Source organism: Rheinheimera sp. 4Y26 (assembly GCF_025245835.1).
In the GTDB taxonomy this organism is placed as follows: Bacteria; Pseudomonadota; Gammaproteobacteria; order Enterobacterales; family Alteromonadaceae; genus Pararheinheimera.
Genome location: NZ_JAOBWS010000004.1, coordinates 189,708 through 212,731 on the forward strand (window position 1 = coordinate 189,708; position 23,024 = coordinate 212,731).

General features: G+C 49.3%; 18 protein-coding genes and 1 riboswitch. Of the genes, 14 read left to right on the forward strand and 4 right to left on the reverse strand.

All coding sequences use genetic code 11. The annotated features are described in order from the left end of the window. Positions 1 to 73: 73 nt before the first annotated feature. Positions 74 to 1,045 (reverse strand): endonuclease, encoded by a 972-nt coding sequence (locus tag N3Z11_RS07590; protein WP_260656559.1) that lies wholly within the window; start codon positions 1,043 to 1,045, stop codon positions 74 to 76. A gap of 158 nt (positions 1,046 to 1,203) precedes the next feature. On the opposite strand from N3Z11_RS07590, the gene sbcB reads away from it, so the two are divergent. The 12 genes from sbcB (at position 1,204) to N3Z11_RS07650 (ending at position 14,074) form a co-directional block, all read left to right on the forward strand. Next, entirely contained in the window at positions 1,204 to 2,631 is a 1,428-nt protein-coding gene (gene sbcB / locus N3Z11_RS07595) for an exodeoxyribonuclease I (protein WP_260656560.1), read from the forward strand. A 154-nt stretch (positions 2,632 to 2,785) separates the two neighbouring features. Next, a complete protein-coding gene (locus tag N3Z11_RS07600) occupies positions 2,786 to 3,406 on the forward strand; it encodes a hypothetical protein (RefSeq protein ID WP_260656561.1) in 621 nt (206 codons plus the stop codon). 16 nt (positions 3,407 to 3,422) lie between these two features. Then, the gene (locus tag N3Z11_RS07605) at positions 3,423 to 3,662 is read left to right on the forward strand and encodes a hypothetical protein (protein WP_260656562.1); all 240 of its coding nucleotides are present in this window, start codon (positions 3,423 to 3,425) and stop codon (positions 3,660 to 3,662) included. Continuing rightward, the gene (locus tag N3Z11_RS07610; protein ID WP_260656563.1) at positions 3,652 to 4,527 is read left to right on the forward strand and encodes an HprK-related kinase A; all 876 of its coding nucleotides are present in this window, start codon (positions 3,652 to 3,654) and stop codon (positions 4,525 to 4,527) included. Before N3Z11_RS07605 ends, N3Z11_RS07610 begins: the two co-directional genes overlap by 11 nt. Further along, positions 4,514 to 5,632, forward strand: a complete 1,119-nt coding sequence (locus N3Z11_RS07615) for a nucleotidyltransferase family protein (protein WP_260656564.1) — start codon at positions 4,514 to 4,516, stop codon at positions 5,630 to 5,632. The genes N3Z11_RS07610 and N3Z11_RS07615 overlap by 14 nt, the downstream gene beginning before the upstream one ends. A 40-nt stretch (positions 5,633 to 5,672) precedes the next feature. Then, a riboswitch (TPP riboswitch) is annotated at positions 5,673 to 5,775 on the forward strand. 142 nt (positions 5,776 to 5,917) lie between these two features. Continuing rightward, positions 5,918 to 7,741 (forward strand): phosphomethylpyrimidine synthase ThiC, encoded by a 1,824-nt coding sequence (thiC, locus tag N3Z11_RS07620; protein ID WP_260656565.1) that lies wholly within the window; start codon positions 5,918 to 5,920, stop codon positions 7,739 to 7,741. Further along, positions 7,738 to 9,378 (forward strand): thiamine phosphate synthase, encoded by a 1,641-nt coding sequence (gene thiE / locus N3Z11_RS07625; RefSeq protein WP_260656566.1) that lies wholly within the window; start codon positions 7,738 to 7,740, stop codon positions 9,376 to 9,378. The genes thiC and thiE overlap by 4 nt, the downstream gene beginning before the upstream one ends. Further along, on the forward strand, positions 9,369 to 10,379 hold the full coding sequence (locus N3Z11_RS07630; RefSeq protein WP_260656567.1) for a ThiF family adenylyltransferase: 1,011 nt from the start codon (positions 9,369 to 9,371) through the stop codon (positions 10,377 to 10,379). The genes thiE and N3Z11_RS07630 overlap by 10 nt, the downstream gene beginning before the upstream one ends. Then, positions 10,379 to 10,606 (forward strand): sulfur carrier protein ThiS, encoded by a 228-nt coding sequence (thiS, locus tag N3Z11_RS07635; protein ID WP_260656568.1) that lies wholly within the window; start codon positions 10,379 to 10,381, stop codon positions 10,604 to 10,606. The genes N3Z11_RS07630 and thiS overlap by 1 nt, the downstream gene beginning before the upstream one ends. A 1-nt stretch (position 10,607) precedes the next feature. Further along, positions 10,608 to 11,378 carry a thiazole synthase gene (locus N3Z11_RS07640; RefSeq protein WP_260656569.1) on the forward strand — a complete coding sequence of 257 codons (771 nt, stop codon included), beginning with the start codon at positions 10,608 to 10,610 and terminating at the stop codon, positions 11,376 to 11,378. Further along, positions 11,375 to 12,544 (forward strand): 2-iminoacetate synthase ThiH, encoded by a 1,170-nt coding sequence (gene thiH, locus N3Z11_RS07645; protein WP_260656570.1) that lies wholly within the window; start codon positions 11,375 to 11,377, stop codon positions 12,542 to 12,544. The genes N3Z11_RS07640 and thiH overlap by 4 nt, the downstream gene beginning before the upstream one ends. A gap of 150 nt (positions 12,545 to 12,694) precedes the next feature. Further along, a complete protein-coding gene (locus tag N3Z11_RS07650) occupies positions 12,695 to 14,074 on the forward strand; it encodes a hypothetical protein (protein ID WP_260656571.1) in 1,380 nt (459 codons plus the stop codon). Positions 14,075 to 14,172: 98 nt separating this feature from the next. Here the strand turns inward: N3Z11_RS07650 and N3Z11_RS07655 are convergent, their stop codons facing one another. After that, the gene (locus N3Z11_RS07655) at positions 14,173 to 14,517 is read right to left on the reverse strand and encodes a YebG family protein (RefSeq protein ID WP_313771344.1); all 345 of its coding nucleotides are present in this window, start codon (positions 14,515 to 14,517) and stop codon (positions 14,173 to 14,175) included. A 255-nt stretch (positions 14,518 to 14,772) separates the two neighbouring features. Here N3Z11_RS07655 and N3Z11_RS07660 point away from each other — a divergent pair, with 255 nt between their 5' ends. Further along, on the forward strand, positions 14,773 to 16,026 hold the full coding sequence (locus tag N3Z11_RS07660; RefSeq protein ID WP_260656572.1) for an anti-phage deoxyguanosine triphosphatase: 1,254 nt from the start codon (positions 14,773 to 14,775) through the stop codon (positions 16,024 to 16,026). A gap of 56 nt (positions 16,027 to 16,082) precedes the next feature. Then, the gene (locus N3Z11_RS07665; RefSeq protein ID WP_260656573.1) at positions 16,083 to 17,126 is read left to right on the forward strand and encodes a patatin-like phospholipase family protein; all 1,044 of its coding nucleotides are present in this window, start codon (positions 16,083 to 16,085) and stop codon (positions 17,124 to 17,126) included. Between the two features lie 173 nt (positions 17,127 to 17,299). Here N3Z11_RS07665 and N3Z11_RS07670 read toward each other — a convergent pair whose 3' ends face one another. Both N3Z11_RS07670 and N3Z11_RS07675 read right to left on the reverse strand, forming a co-directional pair. After that, on the reverse strand, positions 17,300 to 19,594 hold the full coding sequence (locus tag N3Z11_RS07670; RefSeq protein ID WP_260656574.1) for a TonB-dependent receptor domain-containing protein: 2,295 nt from the start codon (positions 19,592 to 19,594) through the stop codon (positions 17,300 to 17,302). Positions 19,595 to 19,882: 288 nt separating this feature from the next. Continuing rightward, a complete protein-coding gene (locus N3Z11_RS07675; protein ID WP_260656575.1) occupies positions 19,883 to 23,023 on the reverse strand; it encodes an efflux RND transporter permease subunit in 3,141 nt (1,046 codons plus the stop codon). Position 23,024 lies beyond the last annotated feature (1 nt).

Here is a 23,024-nt window from a genome sequence, read left to right on the forward strand (position 1 = left end):
AAAAACGCCTTTTACTTTTTTGTGTTATGTCCGATGAAAGACTAATCCATACGTTTTTGCCAACAGACTTTTGCTAGTCACAATTTTTTGCTTTACGAAATCCAGCAGCAAGCGCTTGTTGTTCGTCACTAAACCACCGCTGATTTTTGGCGCTGACCTGGCTAAAACCGGGGCAAGTGGACAAGTGGTAAATTTTGCTGTTCTGATTCCCAAGTACCTGACGCTGAATATCCAGATTGCCCTGCAAGCTATCCTCTGCAACCTGCTGTGTTAGCGCTGAACCTGTCGTGTTTGCTTGGTGCTGAGTCGAGAACTCAGGCGGCAAACCATAGCCTGTTGGCTGATAACCCGGCAGCCAGTTGCGGGCGCCGGTCACAAAATAATTCGGATGCCCCATGTGCTGGGCAATCCGGCGGTTGATAAGTAGCTCTCTATCATCCACAGGGTCTTCTTGATGCCAGCTGATCAATAACTGCTGCTGCGCTTTTGACAGATTGAGCTTGTATTTATCCGCCATATAAAAATAAATCCGCGCTATATCACCGCGCACTTCCGAACGTGGCTCTGCCAGCTGGCGTTTAAAATCGACTTTAAATGGACAATCGCCGTACTGTGACGCTTGCGAAGGCAATAGCGCAAAAGCGAAATTGGCCCTGTCGCCATTTACTTCGCCAATAGCCGGTTTTAAGTTAAATAAATCCGCTTCCATCAGACGGAACTGCTGATCTGACTGTTGGCACTGATCGCGTCCGCCTTGCTGCCAGCAGCTCAGGCTTTTACCAAAATGATGGGCAGGCACCACATGCTCCCATTCAATCCGGCTGGCCCTTGGGCCGTTTTTTCTGACCTCGTAACCACAGGCTTTTAAATCCGGTATACCTTTGCCACCTTGCCAGCGCAGCGGACAAGCACAATAAAAGGTTTCAGTTTCATCGGCATAAATGCGCTGGGCTATTTTTTTTGCTTCGCTAAAATCATCAGGGGCGGCCATTAAGGGTGCACAGAGCATCAAACCAAATACAACAAAGCATAACCGCAACAACATAATACCCACTCTTGTTCAATCACAGACGACAGTGTCTTGCTAAAAAGCCCCGTATTATGCCACAGCAGCACCGGGTCAACAAAATCAAGGCATTGCATTTGCGACTGCGGCACTTTGCCTTATACTGCCGCCAGTTTTGCCTGTTACCGGGGTGTATTTTGCCAGCTACTTTTTATTTTCACGATTATGAAACCTGGGGCGCGGATCCAAAAAAAGACCGGCCGGCGCAGTTTGCCGGTATTCGTACCGATCTTGAGCTAACCCCCTGTGCAGAACCACAAATGTGGTATTGCCAGCTGGCACCAGACTATTTACCCCATCCGGTAGCCGCGCTCATTACCGGTATCAGCCCGCAGCTCTGTCAGAAAAAAGGCCTGCCGGAAGTCCGCTTTATGCAGCACATTCTCACTGAATTCAGCACTGCCGAAACCTGTGTGGTGGGTTATAACAACCTGCGGTTTGATGACGAAGTCACGCGTTACAGTTTATGGCGTAACTTTTATGATCCCTACGGCCGTGAATGGCAACAGGGAAACAGCCGCTGGGATCTGATTGATGTGGTGCGCGCCTGTTACGCATTGCGACCAGACGGCATCAACTGGCCAATGCATGACAACGGCAGTCCGAGTTTCCGGCTCGAGGATTTAACCAAAGCCAATGGTCTGGCGCACGAGCAGGCACACGATGCGTTAAGTGACGTTTACGCCACTATTGCCATAGCGCGGCTTATAAAAGAAAAACAGCCAAAACTGTTCCAGTATTTGTATGAACTTCGCAAAAAAACACAGGTACAGGCGCTGATTGATGTGGCGGCCATCATGCCGCTGGTGCATGTTTCGTCCAAATTTCCGGCCTTGCAGGGGTGTTGCAGCTGGATAGTGCCGTTGGCTTATCATCCAAATAATAAAAATGCGGTGATTTGTTTTAATCTGCAGGCAGACCCAAGACCGCTGTTGGAATTGCCTGTAGCCGAGTTGCATCAACTGCTGTATCGCAAAACAGCAGATCTGGCACCAGATGAGCAGCGCCTTGGGTTAAAACTGGTACATCTGAATAAATGCCCTGTGCTTGCCAACGCCAAAACCTTATCTGAGCAAAGAGCGGCTGAACTTGGTATCGACCGGGCTGCTTGTCTTGCGCATCTGGAATGGTTGCGCCAGCACCGGCAACTTCAACAAAAAGTTGTGGAAATTTATCAGCTCGAAAGCGACTTTAAAGCAGAAACCAACCCTGATTACGCCCTCTATCAGGGTTTTTGCAGCGATCAGGACAAACAACTGATGCTATACCTGCATCAGCTGAGCCCGGAGCAGCTGGCGGTCACCCCACTGTTGTTTCAGGACGACAGGCTTAATCAGTTATTGTTCAGATTCCGGGCAAGGAATTATCCACACAGTCTGAACTATGACGAACTGCAAAAATGGCAGCGTTATTGTCACGACAAGTTAACTTTGGGTCTGGATAATCCGCCGTTAACGCTGGAAGAATTTACCATAGCGCTGGAAAATGCGGTTGAGCAGCATCAGGGCAACGAGAAAAAACTGCAACTGCTGCAGGCGCTGTATCGTTTTGTTGCTGCTGGTTAGGGAATCTAACAGCGTTCAACTGGACTCAGACGCAGATCAGGCGTACGATAACTGTCAATTCAGTTTACAAAGATAATGTTTTTTTTGCCGGAGTTGGCAAAAAACCTATATGCGACAACAGCATAATATAATGGCATGAATTATGCTTGATTCAGTGCTGTTGTATCAGGAGGAAGTTATGCAAGAGCAACCCGAAAACAAGTCAATCGAATCAACCGTTTCTCCGGTCTCTGCGCATGCCACAGGATCTGGCAAGTCGCGTCGCCAGTTTTTGACTAAAGCAACTGCAGGTTTAGTGATTGCAAGTCTGCCGGCGCGCTCAGTCTGGGCCAGTGGTGGCGGTGTTGCTCAGTCTATTGTTGCATCAGGTCATGGTTCCGACTTTGCAGGTGGTGATCCTATTGAGTTGTTATCACCAGGCTATTGGTCAAACCACGAGTTGCATCAGCATAAATACAATTTTTATAATATTTTCGGTGGTCGCGCCTTCACCAAGAGCGGTTTTCCATCTCTTAAAACCGGCCTGACTTTTGGTGATATTCTGGTTGGCGATCCTAAATTTAAAGGTTGTGGTAACTGTAACTTCCATATGGTCGGCATCTATCTGAACGCAATTAACCATGGTAAGTTTGGTATTAACTACCCTATCATTGGTTTTGGTCAGCCATTTGCGACCGCCAGTGACTTTGCCAAATATCTTTACAACAAAGCTTTGCTTGATCCAAATGGTGTTGGCAGCGAACTGAGTTCAATTATTGACAATTACCACGCTTAATCCTTAGTTGTCTGTAATGACAGAGTGGTTGGGGTCAGCAGTCGTTGTTCATCATTTTGCCGATAATTCCGGCACTGTTTTTTTCCATTTATACAGCGGCGAAACTTTAGCTTTAAGTTTGCCGCTTGTTGTTATTGCCCGGCAACTGCCAGATGCCAACTCCGAATTAAGACAAAATCCACTGGTTATGCAGCGCCTGAAGCTGTTTCTGTCAGAAACGGCGTTGAATTCCCTGAGTACTGCCGATGACATTTGACGTCAGATATCTGCATTTAGCGCCTTTTTGCTTTGAAATCCGCACCGATATCAATAAAGTTGCCAATAATTTGCAGCAAATTTATGGTGATTTGTTTTCCACAACCCCAGGGGTCCCCGATTATTATCTGACCTTGCGTTCAGGCAGCGGGCTGCGTAAATACCTGCGGCCACAAGCGCGATTTCTCGCCGATCAGCAGGAACCCTTTAAGCCAATTGACATCAATAATGGTTTTGCCTTGCTGGAATGGGGCATGAACTGGTGTATTGCCACCTCGGAAATGCGTTTTGTGATAGTGCATGCAGCCGTGCTGGCCAAAGATGGCAAAGCGGTGTTGTTCCCGGCGCCGCCAGGTTCAGGTAAAAGTACCCTCACCGCCTGGCTGGCGTTTAACGGCTGGCGTTTATTGTCGGATGAAATGGCGCTGCTTATTCCTGGCACCAATCAGGTGATCCCTTTTGTACGCCCTATTTGCCTGAAAAACCAATCGATTGATCTTGCCCGAAATTGGTTTCCACAAGCGCGGTTCTCGACAGTGGCTAAAAACACCCATAAAGGTGATGTGGTGCATTTATCTCCGCCGGCCCAAAGTTGGCAGCAAAATACTGAGCCTGCACAAGTGGTTGCCATTGTTTTCCCAAAATATCAAAAAGTGCAGCCACTTGAAGTAACAGCCTTAAACCAGGCCCAGGCCTTTATGGCGCTGGCGGAAAATGCCTTTAATTTTAGTCTTGCCGGTAGCGAAGGATTTCACACCATAGTACAGCTGGTAGAAAATTGTCAGAATTACGAAGTTACTTACGCTGATGTGGCAGAACTGGCGGATTTTTTAGAGCAGGATGTATTGCCTTATGCACATCCATAATCTGATTATTCAGCTGTTTTTGGGCAAAGTCTCTGGCCCAATCCCACTTGAGGATTGGGCGGACATTGTACGCATCCTGCGTGACCAACAATGTCTGGCCCGTGTCGGCTGGCGTCTGCAACGATATGGGCTTGGCTCAACACTGCCCCCTTTTGTACAAAATCATCTGAAAAATGCTGAGCTGATTGCACAAAAACAATACCATCAGGTGCAATACGAAGCCAAATTGCTGCAATCTTTGCTGCAACCTCTCACACAACACCTGCTGTTTTTAAAGGGCGCCGCCTATTCATTACAGGACAACGCAGATGTCGGCCGTGGCCGCACCTACAGTGACATTGACCTGTTGGTGGACAAACAAAGTTTGCCCCAGATCGAACGCGAACTGTGTTTGTATGGCTTTTTCGCCGAAGATCTCGATGAATATGACCAGAAATACTACCGTGAATGGTCACATGAAATTCCGCCACTGCGTCATGGCAGCCGCGGCACTTTGCTGGATGTGCACCATAATTTATTGCCACCTATGACAGGCAGAGCGCCGGATATTCAGCTGTTTTTCAGCCATACCCAACAAAACAGTGCTGGTTATACCGTATTCAGCCCGGCGGCGATGTTGTTACACAGCGCTATTCACTTAATGCTCAGTGAAGAAATTAAACATGGTTTTCGCGATCTGACCGACTTGTATTTAATTATTGAGCAATATCAAAGCTCTGAGTTCTGGCAAGAGTTGCTTGAGCTTGCAATCCAGACTGGTTTTGCCGGCGAGCTATTCCTTGCACTGCGCTATAACCAAATAATTCTGTTGTTGCCAGTGCCTGAGCATGTGCTAACGAGTCTGCAGCCTTATAAGCCAGGCCGGTTGCGCATGCGTCTGCTCGATTTTATTTTTATGCACAAGTTAGTGCCGCAACATCCGGCTTTTGCCAGTAGCGGCGATACCCTGGCTGATTTTTTGTTATTGCTGCGCGGCCATTACCTGAAAATGCCGTTGTGGTTGTTGTTAAAGCATCTTGGCCGTAAAGCTTACAGACAAACACTCAGCGCCTTTTTTGGCAGTAGTGTCCTTGACAAGAACACCGACCAGCATAACAAAAAGTAAATGTAGCTTGAATTTAACGTAACCAAATCATTATACTCAGCGCCACTTGTCGGAGTGCCCATTTGGGCTGAGACCGCGTAATGCGGGATCCGTTGAACCTGATCAGGCTAGAACCTGCGAAGGGAAACAAGGGTAATGTGCATTCATTTCAGAGTTGCCTTGGCTTTAAATAAAGTTTTTGGCACAGCTTTGTGCAGCGGCAGAGTTTTATCCACAGCCGTCATTACTCCAACTCACTCCAGATAAGCAATTTAATTTAACCCTTTTGGTTTATTAAGGATTGCTATGTCTAAACCACAAAACCGCCGCGCCGCCCGTGCACAAGCTCAGCAAAACATTCATACCCTGACACCTCATTTATTTAGTGGCTCCAGCCGGGTTTATCTCGATGCAGGGGACAATATTCAGGTGCCCTGCCGAGCTGTACAGCTTACCGATAAAGCAAAAAGCCAGGTGCTGCTGTACGATTGCAGTGGTGCTTTTGGTGATCCGGCACAAAGCCCGGACGTTCGCCGTGGTTTGCCACAACTGCGCAAAAAATGGTTAGAGGAACGTGCTGATACTGAGTTGGTCGAGCGCAGTTATCAGGACAACAGTATTGAACTGGATGCCTGGCCAACTGAATTTGACGTGCCTTGCCGCGTGGCCAAACAAGGCCGCAGGGTCACTCAGCTGCATTATGCACGCGCCGGTATTATCACGGCCGAAATGAAGTTTATTGCCTGTCGCGAAAATATGGCCCTTGCCGATTTAGCCCGGCAGCAGGACGAACGTTTAGCCCCGCAACATCCCGGTGAAAGTTTTGGCGCTGCTATTCCCAAACAAATTACCGCTGAGTTTGTTCGCGCAGAAGTGGCCGCAGGTCGCGCCATTATTCCAGTGAATATCAATCATCCTGAAGCTGAGCCGATGATCATTGGCCGAAACTTTCTGGTGAAAGTAAACGCCAATATCGGCAACTCAGCGGTGAGCTCCAGCATTGAAGAAGAAGTGGAAAAGCTGATTTGGTCGGTGCGCTGGGGTGCTGACACCATTATGGATTTATCAACGGGCCGGCGTATTCACCAAACCCGTGAATGGATCATCCGCAACAGCCCTGTGCCTGTGGGCACTGTGCCTATTTATCAGTGTTTAGAAAAAGTCGGCGGCAGGGTCAATGAGCTGAGCTGGGAGTTATTTAAAGAAACCCTGATAGAGCAAGCCGAACAAGGGGTGGATTATTTTACGATTCATGCCGGCGTGCTCCGGGCGTTTTTACCCCTTACCGCCAAAAGGTTAACCGGCATAGTCTCACGCGGCGGCGCTATTATGGCGCAGTGGTGTGAACTGCATCAGCAGGAAAACTTCGCTTACACTCACTTTGAAGAAATTTGCCAGCTTTGTGCCAAATACGATATTTCGTTGTCCCTTGGGGATGGCCTGCGCCCAGGCTCTATTGCCGATGCCAATGACGAAGCGCAGTTTGCTGAACTTCGCACCTTGGGCGAGCTGACTAAAATTGCCTGGGCTTATGATGTGCAGGTGATGATTGAAGGCCCGGGCCATGTGCCTTTGCATCTTATTCAGGCCAATATGACAGAGCAGCTTAAACACTGTCATGAAGCGCCTTTTTACACTTTAGGCCCTTTAACCACCGACATTGCACCGGGTTATGATCATATTACTTCGGGCATTGGCGCTGCGCTGATTGGCTGGTTTGGCTGCGCCATGCTTTGTTATGTCACCCCTAAAGAGCATCTGGGTTTACCTGATAAAGAAGATGTAAAACAAGGGCTTATTACCTACAAAATTGCAGCGCATGCTGCGGATTTAGCCAAAGGCCATCCGGCTGCACAGCTTCGCGACAATGCCTTGTCAGCGGCCCGTTATGATTTTCGCTGGCAGGATCAGTTTAATCTGGCGCTCGACCCCGACACAGCACGCAGTTATTACCAGCAAAGCAGTCCGCAAGCCGATGAACATGCCGAATTTTGCTCCATGTGTGGGCCAAAATTCTGCTCTATGAAACTCAATCAACAGTTGCGTGAGCTGTCGGTGCCGGTGGATGCAGTGCGGCCTGAAACTTCCACGACAGCAAACCAGACCAAAGCTGAAACGGAGCTTTTATGAACAGCGACAAAGCTATTGTCTGGTGTATTGGTGGCAGCGACAGCGGTGGTGGTGCCGGTATTCAGGCAGATTTATTAACGGTCAGTGATTTTGCTGCCCATGGTTGCACTGTGATCACTGCTGTAACCGCACAGAACAGCGTGGCGGTGGTCGATGTGTTTGCGCTGTCTGCCGAAGTGATGTGCAGCCAACTCAATGCCTTGTGGCAGGATTTACCGCCGGCCGCCATTAAAATTGGTTTACTGGCTGATGATTTACAGATTGAAGCTTTGGCGTTGTGGCTGGCGACACATCAACCGAAGTGTCCGGTGATCTGGGACCCTGTGTTGGTGGCAAGCACTGGCCGCTGTTTATCTGATATCAGCGCTCAGGCGTGCCTGGCGCTTTTGCAACAAGTGCAGCTGTTCACGCCAAACCTGCCGGAACTTGCGTATTTTGCCCGGAAAAACCAACAAGCCAGCGCTGCTGATACTGACGAAGCTAATGCACAGCTTAAAGCGCTCAGGGAAATTTATCAGGGAGCCATTTTATTAAAGGGTGGCCATGGCGCCGCGAATGAATACAACAACATCATCGACCTGTTTGTGCCAGCAACTGAGCAAGATAATGCAGTTCAGGGTGCAATAAAACTTTGCAGCAACAGACTTAATAACCCGCATCAACACGGAACAGGCTGCACCCTGGCATCAGCCATCGCTGCGCTATGGGCGCAAAACTACGATCTGACGGATGCAATAGTATTAGGCCGGGCATATTTACAGCAAAGCCTGCGCGCCGGTTATGCCACAGGTCAGGGCGCTGGCTCTCTGGCGCGATTGGGCTGGCCATTACAACAACAGGATTTTCCGGCGCTTTATACTGCCCCTGTGCCCCCCATAACGGATAACGCAGCCAGTTATACCAACAGCACCACGACCGGCATCACAACCAATTCAATACCGCAGGATAAAACGCCCACATTTGCGCGCTTAAGCCAAAGTATTGGCCTATACCCTGTGCTGGACGATATCAGCTGGCTCAAACGGTTATTACCCCTGGGTTTACAGACAGTGCAATTACGACTGAAAAACAAAACCGAACAAGAGCTCAGGGCGCAAATTTCGGCCGCTGTGGAATTTTGCCGTGATTATCAAATCCAGCTGTTTATTAATGACCACTGGCAGCTGGCTATTGAATATCAGGCTTATGGCGTGCATCTGGGACAGGAAGATTTACAGCAAGCCGATTTAGCGGCCATTGCCGGCGCGGGTCTGCGTTTAGGTGTGTCCACCCACGGTTATGCTGAGCTTGCTGCAGTGCTACCGCTAAAACCTTCTTATATTGCCCTTGGTCATATTTTCCCAACCCAAACCAAACAAATGCCGTCCAAACCCCAGGGGTTAAAACGTCTGGCTGATTACGTCTGGCTTTGTGACGATATTCCAACTGTGGCTATTGGCGGCATTGGCGAGCACAACATCAGTGCTGTGCTGCAAACCGGTGTACGCGGCGTGGCTGTGGTGTCGGCAATTACACAGGCAGCGCAACCTGAGCTGGCGCTCAAACAGTTGCATTCATACTGTCAGACCTTGTACCAGCCTTTTTCTGATGTACGTCATGGTGTTGCTGCTTATCCAGGGAGCTCATTATGTCGCTGAATAACAATACTGCCGGTATGCAGCAAAAAGCTGCAGGTACGCTCAAAGACGAAGAGTTTTTATATTACAGCCGCCAGCTGCTGTTGCCGGATTGGAGTGAAACGCAGCAGCTGTTATTAAAACAAAAAAAGCTGCTGGTGATTGGTTTGGGTGGCTTAGGCTGCCCTGCCGCTACTTATCTTTCTGGCGCTGGCGTTGGTGAGTTATGGCTTTGTGACGGCGATAAAGTGGAGCTGAGTAACCTGCCGCGCCAACCTTTGTATCGCCCCGCTGACGTTGGCCAGAATAAAGCAGAAGCCGCCAAAGCAGCCCTTCAGGCTTATAACCCCTATATACGGCTGACGGCGTTTGCTCAGTATGCTGACGAAGCCTTATTGCATCTGCTGTTACCCAAAGTGGACTTTGTGCTGGATTGCTCCGACAGTCAGGCAACAAAATTACTGCTTAACCTGTTGTGCCGGCAATATCAGAAAGCCTGGGCCGGCGCCTCTGTGGTCGCTTATCAGGGATATAGTTGGTTGATGCCACCAACGACAACAGGGGGAGCACAGAATACAGATCACAACATTCAACACAGCATTGCCCCCCCCACTGAAAACAAAGGCGCGGATCGTGCTGAAAATCAGCAGATTGCGCCTGTGATGGGTTGTCTGCTGTGTCTGGGCCAGGATCTACCTTTGACGCCTGGCGGCTGCGCCAGTCAGGGTGTTTTTGCGCCCCTGGTGGCAACGCTGGCAATGCAGCTCAGCAGTGGCGCTCTGCATTATTTGCGCGGTGCACAACAAAAAGGCTGGTTTTTACTGTATCAGCATCAGCAACAAAACTTTGTGCCTTTAACCATAACCGCAGATGAAAACTGTGCTGTTTGTCAGGGCGGCGCCCTACCAGCTTTGCCCGCTTACAGTTCTGCTGCTCAATCAAAAACACCTCAATCATCGCTGCCACCCCAAGCTTTTATCGCAGTGTGTCAACACACTGCTCAGATCACCAGGAGCTTCTGATGCACGGACATCAAATAATAGAACTCACCGTGAACCAACAACCTTTTGTGATTGATGCAAAGGCCACAGTGTCAGAGCTGTTAACAGCCTGGAGCGGCGAGCCTGACGGGCAGCTTCAAGTTGCGGTAGCGCTGAACCAGCAGGTAGTACCACGTAAAAAGTGGCCAACACAACAACTTCAGCATCAGGACGAGTTGCTGATATTTAATCTGGTGGCAGGAGGTTAAGATGTTTGAAATCGCACAACAACAATTTTCCAGCCGATTATTGCTGGGTAGTGGCAAGTTTGCCAGTGCACAACAGATGCTGGATGCAGTTCAGGCCAGTGGTACAGAGATGGTCACGCTGGCACTAAAACGGCTAAAGCCAGGCCAGGCTTCTGCTGATTTAGTGACGCCACTGCAGCAGGCAGGAGTGCGGTTATTACCCAATACTTCAGGCGCAGTAAATGCAAAAGAGGCGATTTTTGCTGCCGAACTTGCCCGTGAATTGCTGCAAACCAACTGGCTGAAACTGGAAATTCACCCTGATCCCCGTTATCTGTTGCCGGATCCCCACCAAACTTTGTTAGCGGCACAAGAGCTATGCAAAAGAGGTTTTATTGTCTTGCCTTATTGCAGCGCGGATCCGGTGCATTGTCAGGCATTACAGGATGCCGGTTGCGCCGCGGTAATGCCACTGGCATCCCCTATCGGCTCTAATCAGGGCCTGCAAAACCGCCTGATGCTGGACATTATTATCAGTCAGGCCAGGGTGCCGGTAATTATCGACGCCGGCATTGGTAAAGCCTCAGATGCCTGCGCCGCCATAGAAATGGGCGCAACCGCAGTGCTGGTCAATACCGCCATTGCTACAGCACAAAATCCGCTGCAGGCCGCCAGCGCCTTTAAACTGGCGGTTGAAGCCGGCGCCGCAGGGTTAACAGCGCGTTTTGCTCCGGCGCAGCATGGTGCCAGCGCCACCAGCCCGGTAGAAGCATTACTGGATTATTTAACATGAGTCATCATCAGGCTGAAACCGCAACTAACGGCACTGCAAGCACAACTTTTCATCATCCGCCATTTAGTGAAGTGCTGGCACACACTGATTTTGCCGCGCTGCAGTTAGTGACAGCCGATAAAACCAGAGTGTTGCAGGCGCTTTATGCCAAAACACCGGATCTGACCGATTTGGCCGTGCTGTTAAGCCCACAAGCCAAATTAATGTTGCCAGAGTTGATAGCACGCGCTGCAGAACTCACCCGGCAGCACTTTGGCGCTGCCCGGCAGTTATTTGCACCACTTTATATGTCGAACCTGTGCGCCAACGAATGCACTTATTGTGGTTTTTCGCTAAGCCAGGCGGTAAAGCGGCGGGTGTTAAACAGCGATGAGCTTATGCAGGAAGCCATGGCCGTCAAATCTCTTGGCCATGATCAGCTGCTATTGGTCACCGGCGAACATGAACGCAAAGTTGGCATGGCCTATTTTCGCCGGCAAATTCCGCTACTGCGACCCTTATTCAGCCGTCTGATGTTAGAAGTACAGCCGCTTTCAAGCATTGATTATCAGGAACTAAAACAGCTCGGCGTCGACACTGTGCTGGTTTATCAGGAAACGTATCAACCGCAGGCTTATCAGCTTTATCATTTAAAGGGCACTAAAACTGATATGCGTTGGCGGCTTGATTGCCCGGACCGGTTGGGTGCAGCCGGATTGGACAAGATTGGCCTCGGCATTTTATTAGGCCTTGCCGACTGGCGGCTAGATGCTTTAGCGCTTGGTTTACATTTGCGCCATTTACAGCAGCACTACTGGCGCAGTCAGTATAGTGTCGCCTTTCCAAGGTTAAGACCCTGCAACGGTGGCGTTGAGCCTGCGGTACTGGTGGGTGATGCCGAACTGGTGCAGCTGTATTGTGCTTTTCGTCTTTTTGCGCCTGAGCTTGAACTAATTTTATCCACCCGGGAAAACGCCAGACTGCGTGATTTGTTATTGCCGCTGGTGATCACCAGCCTGAGTGCCGGCTCCAAAACCCAGCCCGGCGGTTATCAGGTGGCACCAGAAGCACTGCAACAATTTAGTATTGATGATGAGCGAAGCCCGGCTGAGATGGCAAAGGTATTGACCAGCCTTGGTTTACAGCCAGTCTGGACCAACTGGCTGCCGGCTTTTGGCAGAAGTTGAATAAAAGCAAAGCTGCTGATGGAAAAACCTTTGGCTTGCCGCTTTGCCCGGCCACCGCAGTAATGGTAAGAACGCCCCACTCTGGCCGTTTAAGCCTTGCTGTGGTAGCCTGTCGGCCATATTTTATTCAATCAGATCAGGACTATTCGCGTGTTTGCATTCATTCGCCGATCACGGCAGCGTTCATGGATTTTTGCCATCAGCATATTATTGGCCGGTTGTGTTGCACCAGCACTGTTGTTGTCTCCTCAGGGACAGCTGATGTGGGCCTTGCTCAAGCCGCTGGTTGGGCTTGATCCCAATGAAATGAACCTGCTGGAGCAACCGCTGATCAAAAACCGGATGCAACCTTTGTTAGGCGAACATTATGACACCGCCGTCACCCTGTTAAAAACAGCCGATAAGTTACAGCAGGAAGGACCGTTATTTTATCTGGTGTCCAACCATACTCCGATACCACAACTGGCTGAAAAAGCTGGTTTTGTCTGGAACTCAGAAACCAACCAAATGGCGGTGATGCTGGTTTCCGGTGGCGCCCCGCAGATTTTTGCTGAGCAGCTGAATAATCAGGCCGCCAAGGTGGTGCCGAGCTGGCCGGCAGATTTAGCCGACTATGCGGATCCGGTGAAGCTAAAACAAAAAGCACTGCAAAAAGCCAGCAGCGAGGCTTCAGCCCAACTTGGCCTGAGCGTACAGCAACAACAGCTTGCAGGTGCCGTACTGGGCGGTGCCAGGGTGGAAGATGTTGCCAAAGCCCAGCTCGAACAGCAAAAACAACAGCTGATCAATACCGCAACAGAGCCTGTTGCTGCCAAAGTGAATGCAGTAAAACAGCAGGTGAACGTGGTAAAAACGCAGGTAAAAGCGGCAACTGATGTGCAGGCCGCCGTAAAAACCTCTCTGGAAACAAATGTAAAAACCCAACTGCAACAGGCAGTGCAACCTGCCTTAGAGGTGGAAACACAAGTAAAAGAACAGGCACAAAGCCAGCTCGAAACTTTGGCTGAGCCTGTGACTACCCTCAAAACAGAAGCTAAAGCTGCGGTAAATGCCCCAGTACAAACCGCGGCGCAACAAGGCCAGCAACTCAAAACTCAGGTTCAGGCCCAGCTGAAAGATGAGGCCCAAGCACAAACCAAAACGTTGACTGAACCTGTAACAGACATGAATACCCAGCTAAACACTGCTGTTGATACCAATGTAAAAACTGCTGTGCAAAGCGTGAATTCTCTCGAAGCCGCGCCTGCAACGGGGAATGCCGACGATAATGATTTGGCAGCAGAAATGGCGGCTGAACAGGCAAGTCTGTTACAGAGCACACAACAAACCGCAGTTGCAGATAAAGCCGCCCGGTTAGATGCAGTAAATGCAGCAGTCGCCAAAGCACAGGCCGAAGTACAGACCGCCGCTACACTGCTCTCACAAGCCAATAGCCCAGCCGAAGTTGCAGCAGCCAAAGCAAAACTGGATGCCGCCAGCAAAACACTGGCTCAAGCCAAAGCTTTGCAACAACAGCTCAGCCAACCTTAACCAAGGCCACCATCAGCAAAAAGCCCGCTATTGCGGGCTTTTTACCGATTTAAAGTAACTTTAACCAAAGCGTTTTTTTACTGCAATAAGCTTTAGCTTCAGGCTGCAACCAGGTTTAACGCTGCAGTCGCCACGTCCTGCGGTGCTTCTGCGTCAGTTTTTACATCAGTCTGTGTTTCATTTTGCTCAGTGATTTTATCTTTTTTAACTGTTTTTGCTTTGGCACCAAGAGCCTGTAACACTTCGTCTTTATGCTGCGCTAAATACAAGGCCAGTGTTTCCTGCATCTGTTCATCCTGCAGCAGCTGACTGGCGCCAAGTAATACAAACAAGTCATCGGCCATATCCAGCATTTTGTCATAAGCATCGGCTTCGTTTTTTGCAGCAAAAGTCATTTTTTCTACTCCGTTGCGTTCAACCACATATTTTACGATCACGGCCATGTTGTGTTGCCTCTTGTTGTAAGAACAGGGATATTTATCCGAACTATATCCGAATTAAACGGTACTGGTTATTTATACAGTATTTATAAAATCTTTGTCCAGCATTTTTTAAAAGACCTGAAACAACCCTTTGCCATGCACTGCAAACTTTCATTTAATCACTCAGTGTACTGCGCCATCCGGCTTCACTTGCAGCAGTCGCAAGCTGCTGAAAAATGACGTAGCATAAGGCACCTTTGCAGTACAGGAACTGATATGTCGGCATGGAATGAAAGACGCGAACCCAGTGCAACCCAAAGGCCACTGGATCATCGCAGTGCCTGGCAACGTGACAAAGCCAGAATTTTACACAGTGCGGCTTTTCGCAGGCTGCAAGCCAAAACTCAAATTATGGGGGTTGGTTTAAACGACTTTTATCGCACCCGTTTAACCCATTCACTGGAAGCTGCCCAAATTGGCACCGCTTTGGTTGCTCAGCTGAAATTAAACGCGCCCAACCAAATGCTGCAAGCCTTATTGCCGGAAGACAGTCTGATGGAAGCATTGTGTCTGGCACACGATATCGGCCACCCGCCTTTTGGTCATGGCGGTGAAACTGCATTAAATGCCGTAATGGCGGATTTTGGCGGTTTTGAAGGCAATGGCCAGACGCTGAGGATTGTCGGCAAACTCGAACCTTATACTGCAACTGGCGGCATGGATTTAGCGCGCCGTACTTTGTTGGGGTTATTAAAATACCCGCTGTTGCAGCCGGTGCGCATTGATAAACACAAACCCTGTAAAGCCATTTATCGCGAAGACGAAGATGTACTGAACTGGATCCTGGCTCCACTGACGGCATCTGACAGAGATTTATTTTGTCAGACTGAACAACTCAGTCAGGCGCCTTTTATCCGTTCGCGCTTTAAATCACTGGACGCTTCAACCATGGAGCTGGCTGACGATATTGCCTACGGTGTACATGATTTGGAAGATGCTGTAGTAACAGGCACAGTGCAACAGCATATCTGGCAACAGGAGCTGCCTGAGCTCTGTCGTGACTGGCCACCAGAAGCAGCGCAATTTTTACGGCAAGTCGGCGACAAGCTGTTTCATCAGGCGCATCACATTCGTAAAGATGCCATAGGTGCGCTTGTAAACCGGCTGATTACCCATGTGCAATGGGCAGAGGTGTTGCCTGACGCTCAAGAGCCATTAATTCGTTATAACGCCGTGCTGCCCAAAGTGGAACAGCAGATGCTCACCTTGTTAAAGTCATTTGTGTACCGCCATGTGATCCTGCACCCAAGCTTACAGCAGCTGGAATTTCGTGGTCAGCGTATCGTACAACAACTCTTTAGTGCTTTTCACAGCGATCCACTGCGGTTATTGCCCTTTAATACCCAGCAGCGCTGGCAACTGCAACAACAAAAAGGCTCAGGTGAGCGCGTGATTGCCGATTATATTGCCGGTATGACCGACGAATATGCCGAGCGGATGCATCAGCGATTATACGGCCGGATTTTATAGTCCGGTTTCATTTTTTGTTTTAGGCACAGTCATTTATACAACAGCAAGGAGTAGCTTTGGCTTCACCCCTTATTATAAAAGCAGGCCCGACCGCCCTTTTACACCTGCAGCAGCATGGTTTAACCAGCGACGCCGTTGAAGTATTGGTTGGCGCCAGCGGCGGCCCCAAATGGTTTAGCTTATTCGGACTTGATCAGTACCTTTGCAGCGAATTTTTTAAAGGCCGGCAAAAGCCATTACAGCTTTTAGGCAGCTCCGCCGGAGCCTGGCGTTTTGCCTGTTATGGTCAACAAGATCCGGCAGCCGCCTCCAGACGTTTTTGCGACGCTTACCGCAACCTGTGCTACCCGCCCAAAGCTGATATCCGCGAAGTCACGGCAATTTCTGCCACAGTGATGGATGCGGTATTTCCAACAGCCGGGCATGTGCGCCAGGTGGTGGAAAACCCGGTATTTCAGCTGAATTTTGTGGTGGCGCGCGCCAAAGGCATCAGCAAATTGCAGCCCAAAGCGGCCCAGCTTGGCGCTTTATCGCTGGTGGCAGCGGCTAACCTTGTGCACAGACGCAGCCTGGGGTTGTTTTATCAAAGATATTTGTTTCAGCACCCACACTCAGCTTCTGCTTTTGCCAGCCTCAACGATCTGCCCACCCAAAGGGTGCTGCTTGGCGAAGACAATCTAAAAACCGCATTGCTGGCTACGGGCGCCATACCGCTGGTGATAGCCCCGGTAACGCAGATAGCCAAAGCAGGCAGTGGTGTTTTTGTTGATGGTGGCATTCTGGATTATCACTTTGACTGGCCTTTTAGCGAGCAAGGCCTAGTGTTGTATCCGCATTTTTACCCGCATTTAAGCCCGGGCTGGTTTGATAAAAGCCTAAAGTGGCGCCGTGGTAACAAGCGTAATTTTCATAATCTGGTGTTGTTATGCCCAAGCGACAGCTGGGTGAAAAGTTTGCCTTATGGCAAAATTCCGGACAGAACCGACTTTAGCAAATTAACAGACGCTAATCGTATTGCTTATTGGCAAGAAGTCACAGAACGTTCTTTTGAATTGGCGCAGGCGCTGAAAACAGGCAACTATCAGCTGGAACCTTTATAAAAACGGGCTTTAGAGGGCGCTGCGCGCTCTTGTTTACGGCATTCGATTGTAAACGACCAATGCGCAGCTGATTTGTGAAGCGCCGTTCAACAGCAAAAAATCCAACCTGGTCTGAACAAAAAAAGGACAAGCCTTGGCTTGTCCTTTTTCCGATGCAGTCTATTTAACTTTGCTTAAAAACCTAAACTCAGCGTCAGACTGGCGGAACGTTCAGCCCCTAATAAATAGGCGCCTTCCTGGCCACCGGCAATATATCTTTTATCCGTCAGGTTATTGATGACAAAAGATAAATCCAGAGTTTGCGCAAAACCTGCCTGCGCCATTTCCGCATGATAGCCTGCATACAGGTTCAGCAAAGTGTGGGATGGAATATCGTCACGGTTCCAAAACGCAACTTTGTTAATTTCAGTGCGTTTTGCCGCGCCATAATATTCAGCTGTGTACTTGGCACCTAAACCTGCACGGTAGTTATCATGCTGGTATTTTAAAGTTGCGCTCAGCATTTGCTCCGGAATTGCAGCCACTTTATCACCCGCGCGATAACCGTTGACGTTCTGAGTGTACTCGGAATTATTCAGGGTTAACGACGAATTGAGGCTCAGACTGTCAGCAAAACGCCAGTCGATATTGGCTTCCAGACCTTTGGATTTCACACCACCGACGTTAACAAAGGTACCGTCCAGTTCTGTCAGATAATCCGGCGCGCCATCCACTTCCTGATACGCCAATAAGGTAATACGGTTATCAAAGTTGATTTGATATAAGGTGGCCGACGCATTGATGCTGTCGCCCTGATAACGCAGACCAAAGTCCATATTATCCGCAGTTTCCGGTTCTAACTTAGTAAAGTCCTGACCGACGGTGTTTAATAAAGTGTCTGGAATGGCTTTAAAATTCTTAGAAAAACCAGCAAAAACTTCAAGATTTTCGGTTAACGGATAAACAATACCCACACTTGGCAATAAATCAGAATCTGAATTGAGCTTGCCACTGTTGCTGCTGTTAAAGTTGTCAGTTCGCTCCACATCCACCAGGTATTGTTGTACACCCAGTGTCAGCTCCAAATCCCCCAGGCTGATTTTGTCCTGCAGATATAACTTCATTACATCGTTCTGGTAGTCGTCGTTAAACTGCACCCAGTAAGGTCTTTCATCAAAATAGTGATAGACCTTAGCGTCTAACACCTGATGCCAGTCGCGGCTTTGATTACGCTGTTGCTGTTCCAGCCAGATACCGGCGCGGATCAGCTGGCTGTCCAACTGCCAGTTCAGATTGGCCGTTACGCCAAAACGGTCTTTGTCATAGTGGGTATGACGATAAGACGACACTCTTTTTGCTTTACTGACATCGGCTTTTGGATCCAGAATTGGACGGCCCTGAGCATCGACGTAGTTAAAAGTGGTACGTTTAGCGCCATTGCCCTGACTAATTTGCTGGCCATTGGCATCTGTGGCATACACCTGATAAGGCGGTAACCAATCACCACGGCCTTCCTGCAAATGCAAATAGGGGCTGACATCCAGCTGCATACTGTCAGATAAAGTGAACTCAGCTTTGACATAAGCCAGAGTGTTTTCACGTAAGGTTGACCAGGCTTCAGCAAAGTTCTGATCAATATCCGGGTTGCCGGTCCAGACGTTGGTTAAACCATCAAATTTCGGGTTCTGTTTAAATTGTTCAAGGCTACGGTAGTCGTAGTTATCTTCATGGGCGTCATCGTATGAAAAACGCGCGGTAATGCGGGTATTTTCAAGCTCAGTCACAGACTTGGCTTCAGCGTGCAGACGATTGGAAAAACCGTTGCTGCCGCTGCCAATCCAGCGATTATTGTAGCTGTCTGACAAACTGAAATATGAAGTGGTGTTACCAAGTACTTCACCTGAGTCAAAACGGGCAAAATAACGGCGGGCATTAAAACTGCCGGTGCTGTAATCGAGTCTTGCCTGTTGTTCCGCCATTGGGTTGGCCGACACAAAGTTGATGGTACCGCCCAGCGCATCTAAAGATGCAGAGCTGATATCACCCGAGCCCTGACCGACTTCCACAAAAGCAGTGTTTTCACTGTCCAGATAACGGTTCGCTTTACTGCCGCCGGCATAAGCCGAACCGCCATTTGGCAGGCCGTCAATGGTAATGCCCAGTTGCTGATCTGCTCTGTCAATGACAAAACCACGCATACTGACTGTTGTTGTGTAGTCATCACTACCAAAAGCGTCACCCTGCGCTACATTCACCCCAGGTAATTTGTTGATTAAATCCAGCACATTGCTGATGGCAGCCTGCTGTAATTTCGCACTTTCGTCCGTGGCGTTATTGGCATAAGCCACTTTTTTGCCAGTGACCGAAATTTTTTCAATCGCGGCTTCAGCAGCAACATTGCTCGCCATTTCTTCAACCGGTACTGCAGCAGCTGCCGGTAACGCCAGTAATAAAGCCAGTGACAAAGGATGTAAAGGGGTTGATAACACGTCAAATCTCCCAAAGATTGCGCCTGAACATAAGATGCGCCTGAAATAGTTGTTTGTTTTCATCGTTGTAGTGGGTCGGAGCAGTGGCCGACGGCGGCTAATACTGAGGCTCAGAAATGACGGTGTTGTGAAAATAAAGTGACAAATTGAATATTTGTTATTACATCAAACGAGGGTGTTTTTGGTGTAGTGAAAACAACTGCTGGCAATAAAATAAATAAATTTTTACCGGTAAAACAACAACGCCTGCAATTGCAGGCGTTGTATTCAGTGTGATCTGATGACACTTTAAGGCGTAGTTAACAGCGGTTTTTCAGGTTCAGCCTGAGCCACCTTACTGCCAAAACGACGGCGCCAGCGGGCTTTGAGCTTACGCTTAAAGGTTTCCAGACTGTCATAGAAAGTCGGCACCACTAACAAGGTTAAAATGGTTGAAGTGATGGTACCGCCAATGACGGCAATACCCAGCGGCCGGTAGAAACCAGAACCTTCGCCGATACCGATAGCAACAGGCAACATACCGGCTACCAGTGCAAAAGTGGTCATCAGAATAGGACGCAAGCGTTCACGGCCTGCCGCGATTAACGACTCATCCAGCGATAAACCCTCTTCCAGTTCTTTTTTACGGGCGCAGTCAATCAGCAGGATAGCGTTTTTCACGACTATGCCCATCAGCATCACAACGCCAATCAGACTCATCAGGTTCAATGTTGAGTCAAATGCCAGGAGCGCCAGTACCACACCAATCAACGACAGCGGCAATGACATCATAATAGACACTGGTGCCATAAAACTATGGAACTGCAGTACCAGGATCAGATACATCAGCACGACGGCCAGACCCAGGGCACCAAAGATGCTGCCAAATACTTCGTTCTGATCGCGGCCTTCACCACCCACCACTAAGTCGTATCCCGGCGGGAAGTTAATTTGTTTCGCCAAATCCATAGCATCTTTAAAGACTTCACCAAAACTACGACCTTCGATATTGGCGCTGACCGCCATCATGGTTTCGCGATCCAGGTGTTCAATCAGCGCCGGGCCTTTGCCCAAGGTCACTGTGGCCACTTGCTCCAACGGGATCATGGCGCCGGTTTTACTGGATAACAGCGGTAATTGCTCTAAATCCTGCACTGTGGCGCGCTCTTCCGGACGGATCCGCACAAACACATTACGGGTTTCGCCCGTTGGGTCGACCCAGTCACCAATTTCTGCACCAGCAAAGGCAAGTCGCAGCGCACTGGCAGCGTCACTCATTGATAAGCCCAGGCTGGAGGCCAATCCCCGGTCAAATTCAACCTGCAATTCAGGTTTTGGATCCTGCGCCGACAAACCCACATCCACCGCACCAGGTACTTGTTTTAACTTAGCCAAATAGTCCATGACGATGCCTTCAAGCACGCGGGTTTCAGGGCCACGGAACTGAATTTGCAGTTTTTTACCGTCACCACCACCGCCGCCGCTTAAATCGGCTGACACAGTAAATTCAGCACCAATCAATGATTTGATCTTGGCCCGAACTTCAGTAGCAACTTCCTCGGCCGAGCGGCTGCGATCTTTTTCCGGCACCAGACGCACAAATACCTGGGCTCTGGTGATATTGCCCTGAGTACCTACTGTGGTTTGAGTGTAACGATGCTCTGGCAATTTTTGTGTAATTTCAGCCACCTGCGCCGCTTTTATCCGGGTGTACTCCAGACTGGATTCAGACGGCGTGCGGATACTGACGATAAAACCACCATTGTCTGTTTCCGGCATAAAACCAGAACCACCAAAAGCGCCCTGTAGGTAAATGGCACCAAAAAAGCTGCCAAAAGCAAGTGCCCACATAGACTTACGGTGCTTCAGTGCCCAGCCAATCAGTTTGGAATAACGTTCAGCCTGATGATCAAACCAGTTATTAAACTTCTGGAATACCAAACCTAAACCACGGCGTTTAGCGGTTTTGTCGTGATCCGGATCGTGCCAGTAGGCTGACATCATAGGGTCAATAGTAAATGAGATAAAAAGTGACACTAAAACAGAGCAGGCTACTGTTAAACCAAAAGGTTTAAACCACTGACCTGTCATACCGTCCAGGAAAGCAATAGGAATAAACACCGCCATAATCGACATGGTGGTGGCTGTGACCGCCATACCAATTTCTTTGGTACCGTCACGGGCCGCTGTCATATTGTCTTTACCCATTTCCATATGGCGCACGATGTTTTCCCGCACCACAATGGCATCATCAATCAATACGCCTATCGCCAGCGACAGGCCTAGTAACGACATAAAGTTCAGGGTAAAACCACAGGCCCAAACCGCAATAAACGAAGCCAGTACTGAGGTGGGTAATGCCAGTGAGGTAATTAAAGTCGAGCGCCAGGAGTTCAGGAAGACAAACACCACCACTATGGTGAGCAACGCGCCAAGACCAAGGGCTTCAGTCACATTGCGCATACTGGCGGCGACGTCTTCACCCTGATCCTGCACTATCACCAGCTCCACTTCTTTGGGCAGCTGTTTTCTGATCTCTTCGATTTCGGCTTTGATGGCGTCTGTCACACTGATGGTTGACGCTTCGCGGGCTTTGACGATATCGATACCCAGCGCTTTTTTGCCGTTAAAAAACGACAACCGGCGCTGCTCTGCACCTCCATCGACAATATCGGCAATCTGGCCTAACCGAATGGCCTGATCGCCATTCTGTTTTACCACCATCTGTTCAAATTCACTGATGTCTTTGAGCCTGCCTTGCAAACGAATACTTTGCTCCTGCAAACCATCCATCACCCGGCCAACAGGCGCCGCCAGGTTCTGACTGCGAAGGGCATTGGTTACATCCACCGCCGATACCTTGGCTTCACGCATGGCGTTGCTGTTGAGGAATATCGTCATTTCCCGTTCCAGCTCACCTTCAAGCGTGACTAAAGCAACACCAGGAATCGACCTTAATTTGCGACCAATATCCACATCAGCCAGACGCGAAATTTCCAGCGGGCTTAAGGTGTCTGAGGATAACGCCAGCGACATCACCGGCTGAGCATTAGGGTCTGCCCTGTTGATAAAAGGCTCTTTCATTTCGCTCGGCAGCTTGTCGCGCACCGTTGAAATACTGTCGCGCAGCTCTTGCGCCGCTGCAGTTAAATCTTTATCAAAATCAAAAATAACCACTATAGTTGCGCTGGAATCGCGTGCATAAGAGCGGATATCCCGAATACCCTGAATGGTCGACATCGAGTCTTCCACCCGGTTTAAAATTTCGCGCTCTACAGTTTCAGGGGAAGCGCCCGGATAAGGCACATTCACCACCAGCACTGGGGGCTGCACATCCGGAAACTGGTTGGTTTTGAGCTTGGTTAAGGCAAAATAGCCAAACAGCATCAGGGCAATGGTAACGACCACCACCACCATCGGTCTTTTAATACTGAAATCTGACAAAAACATA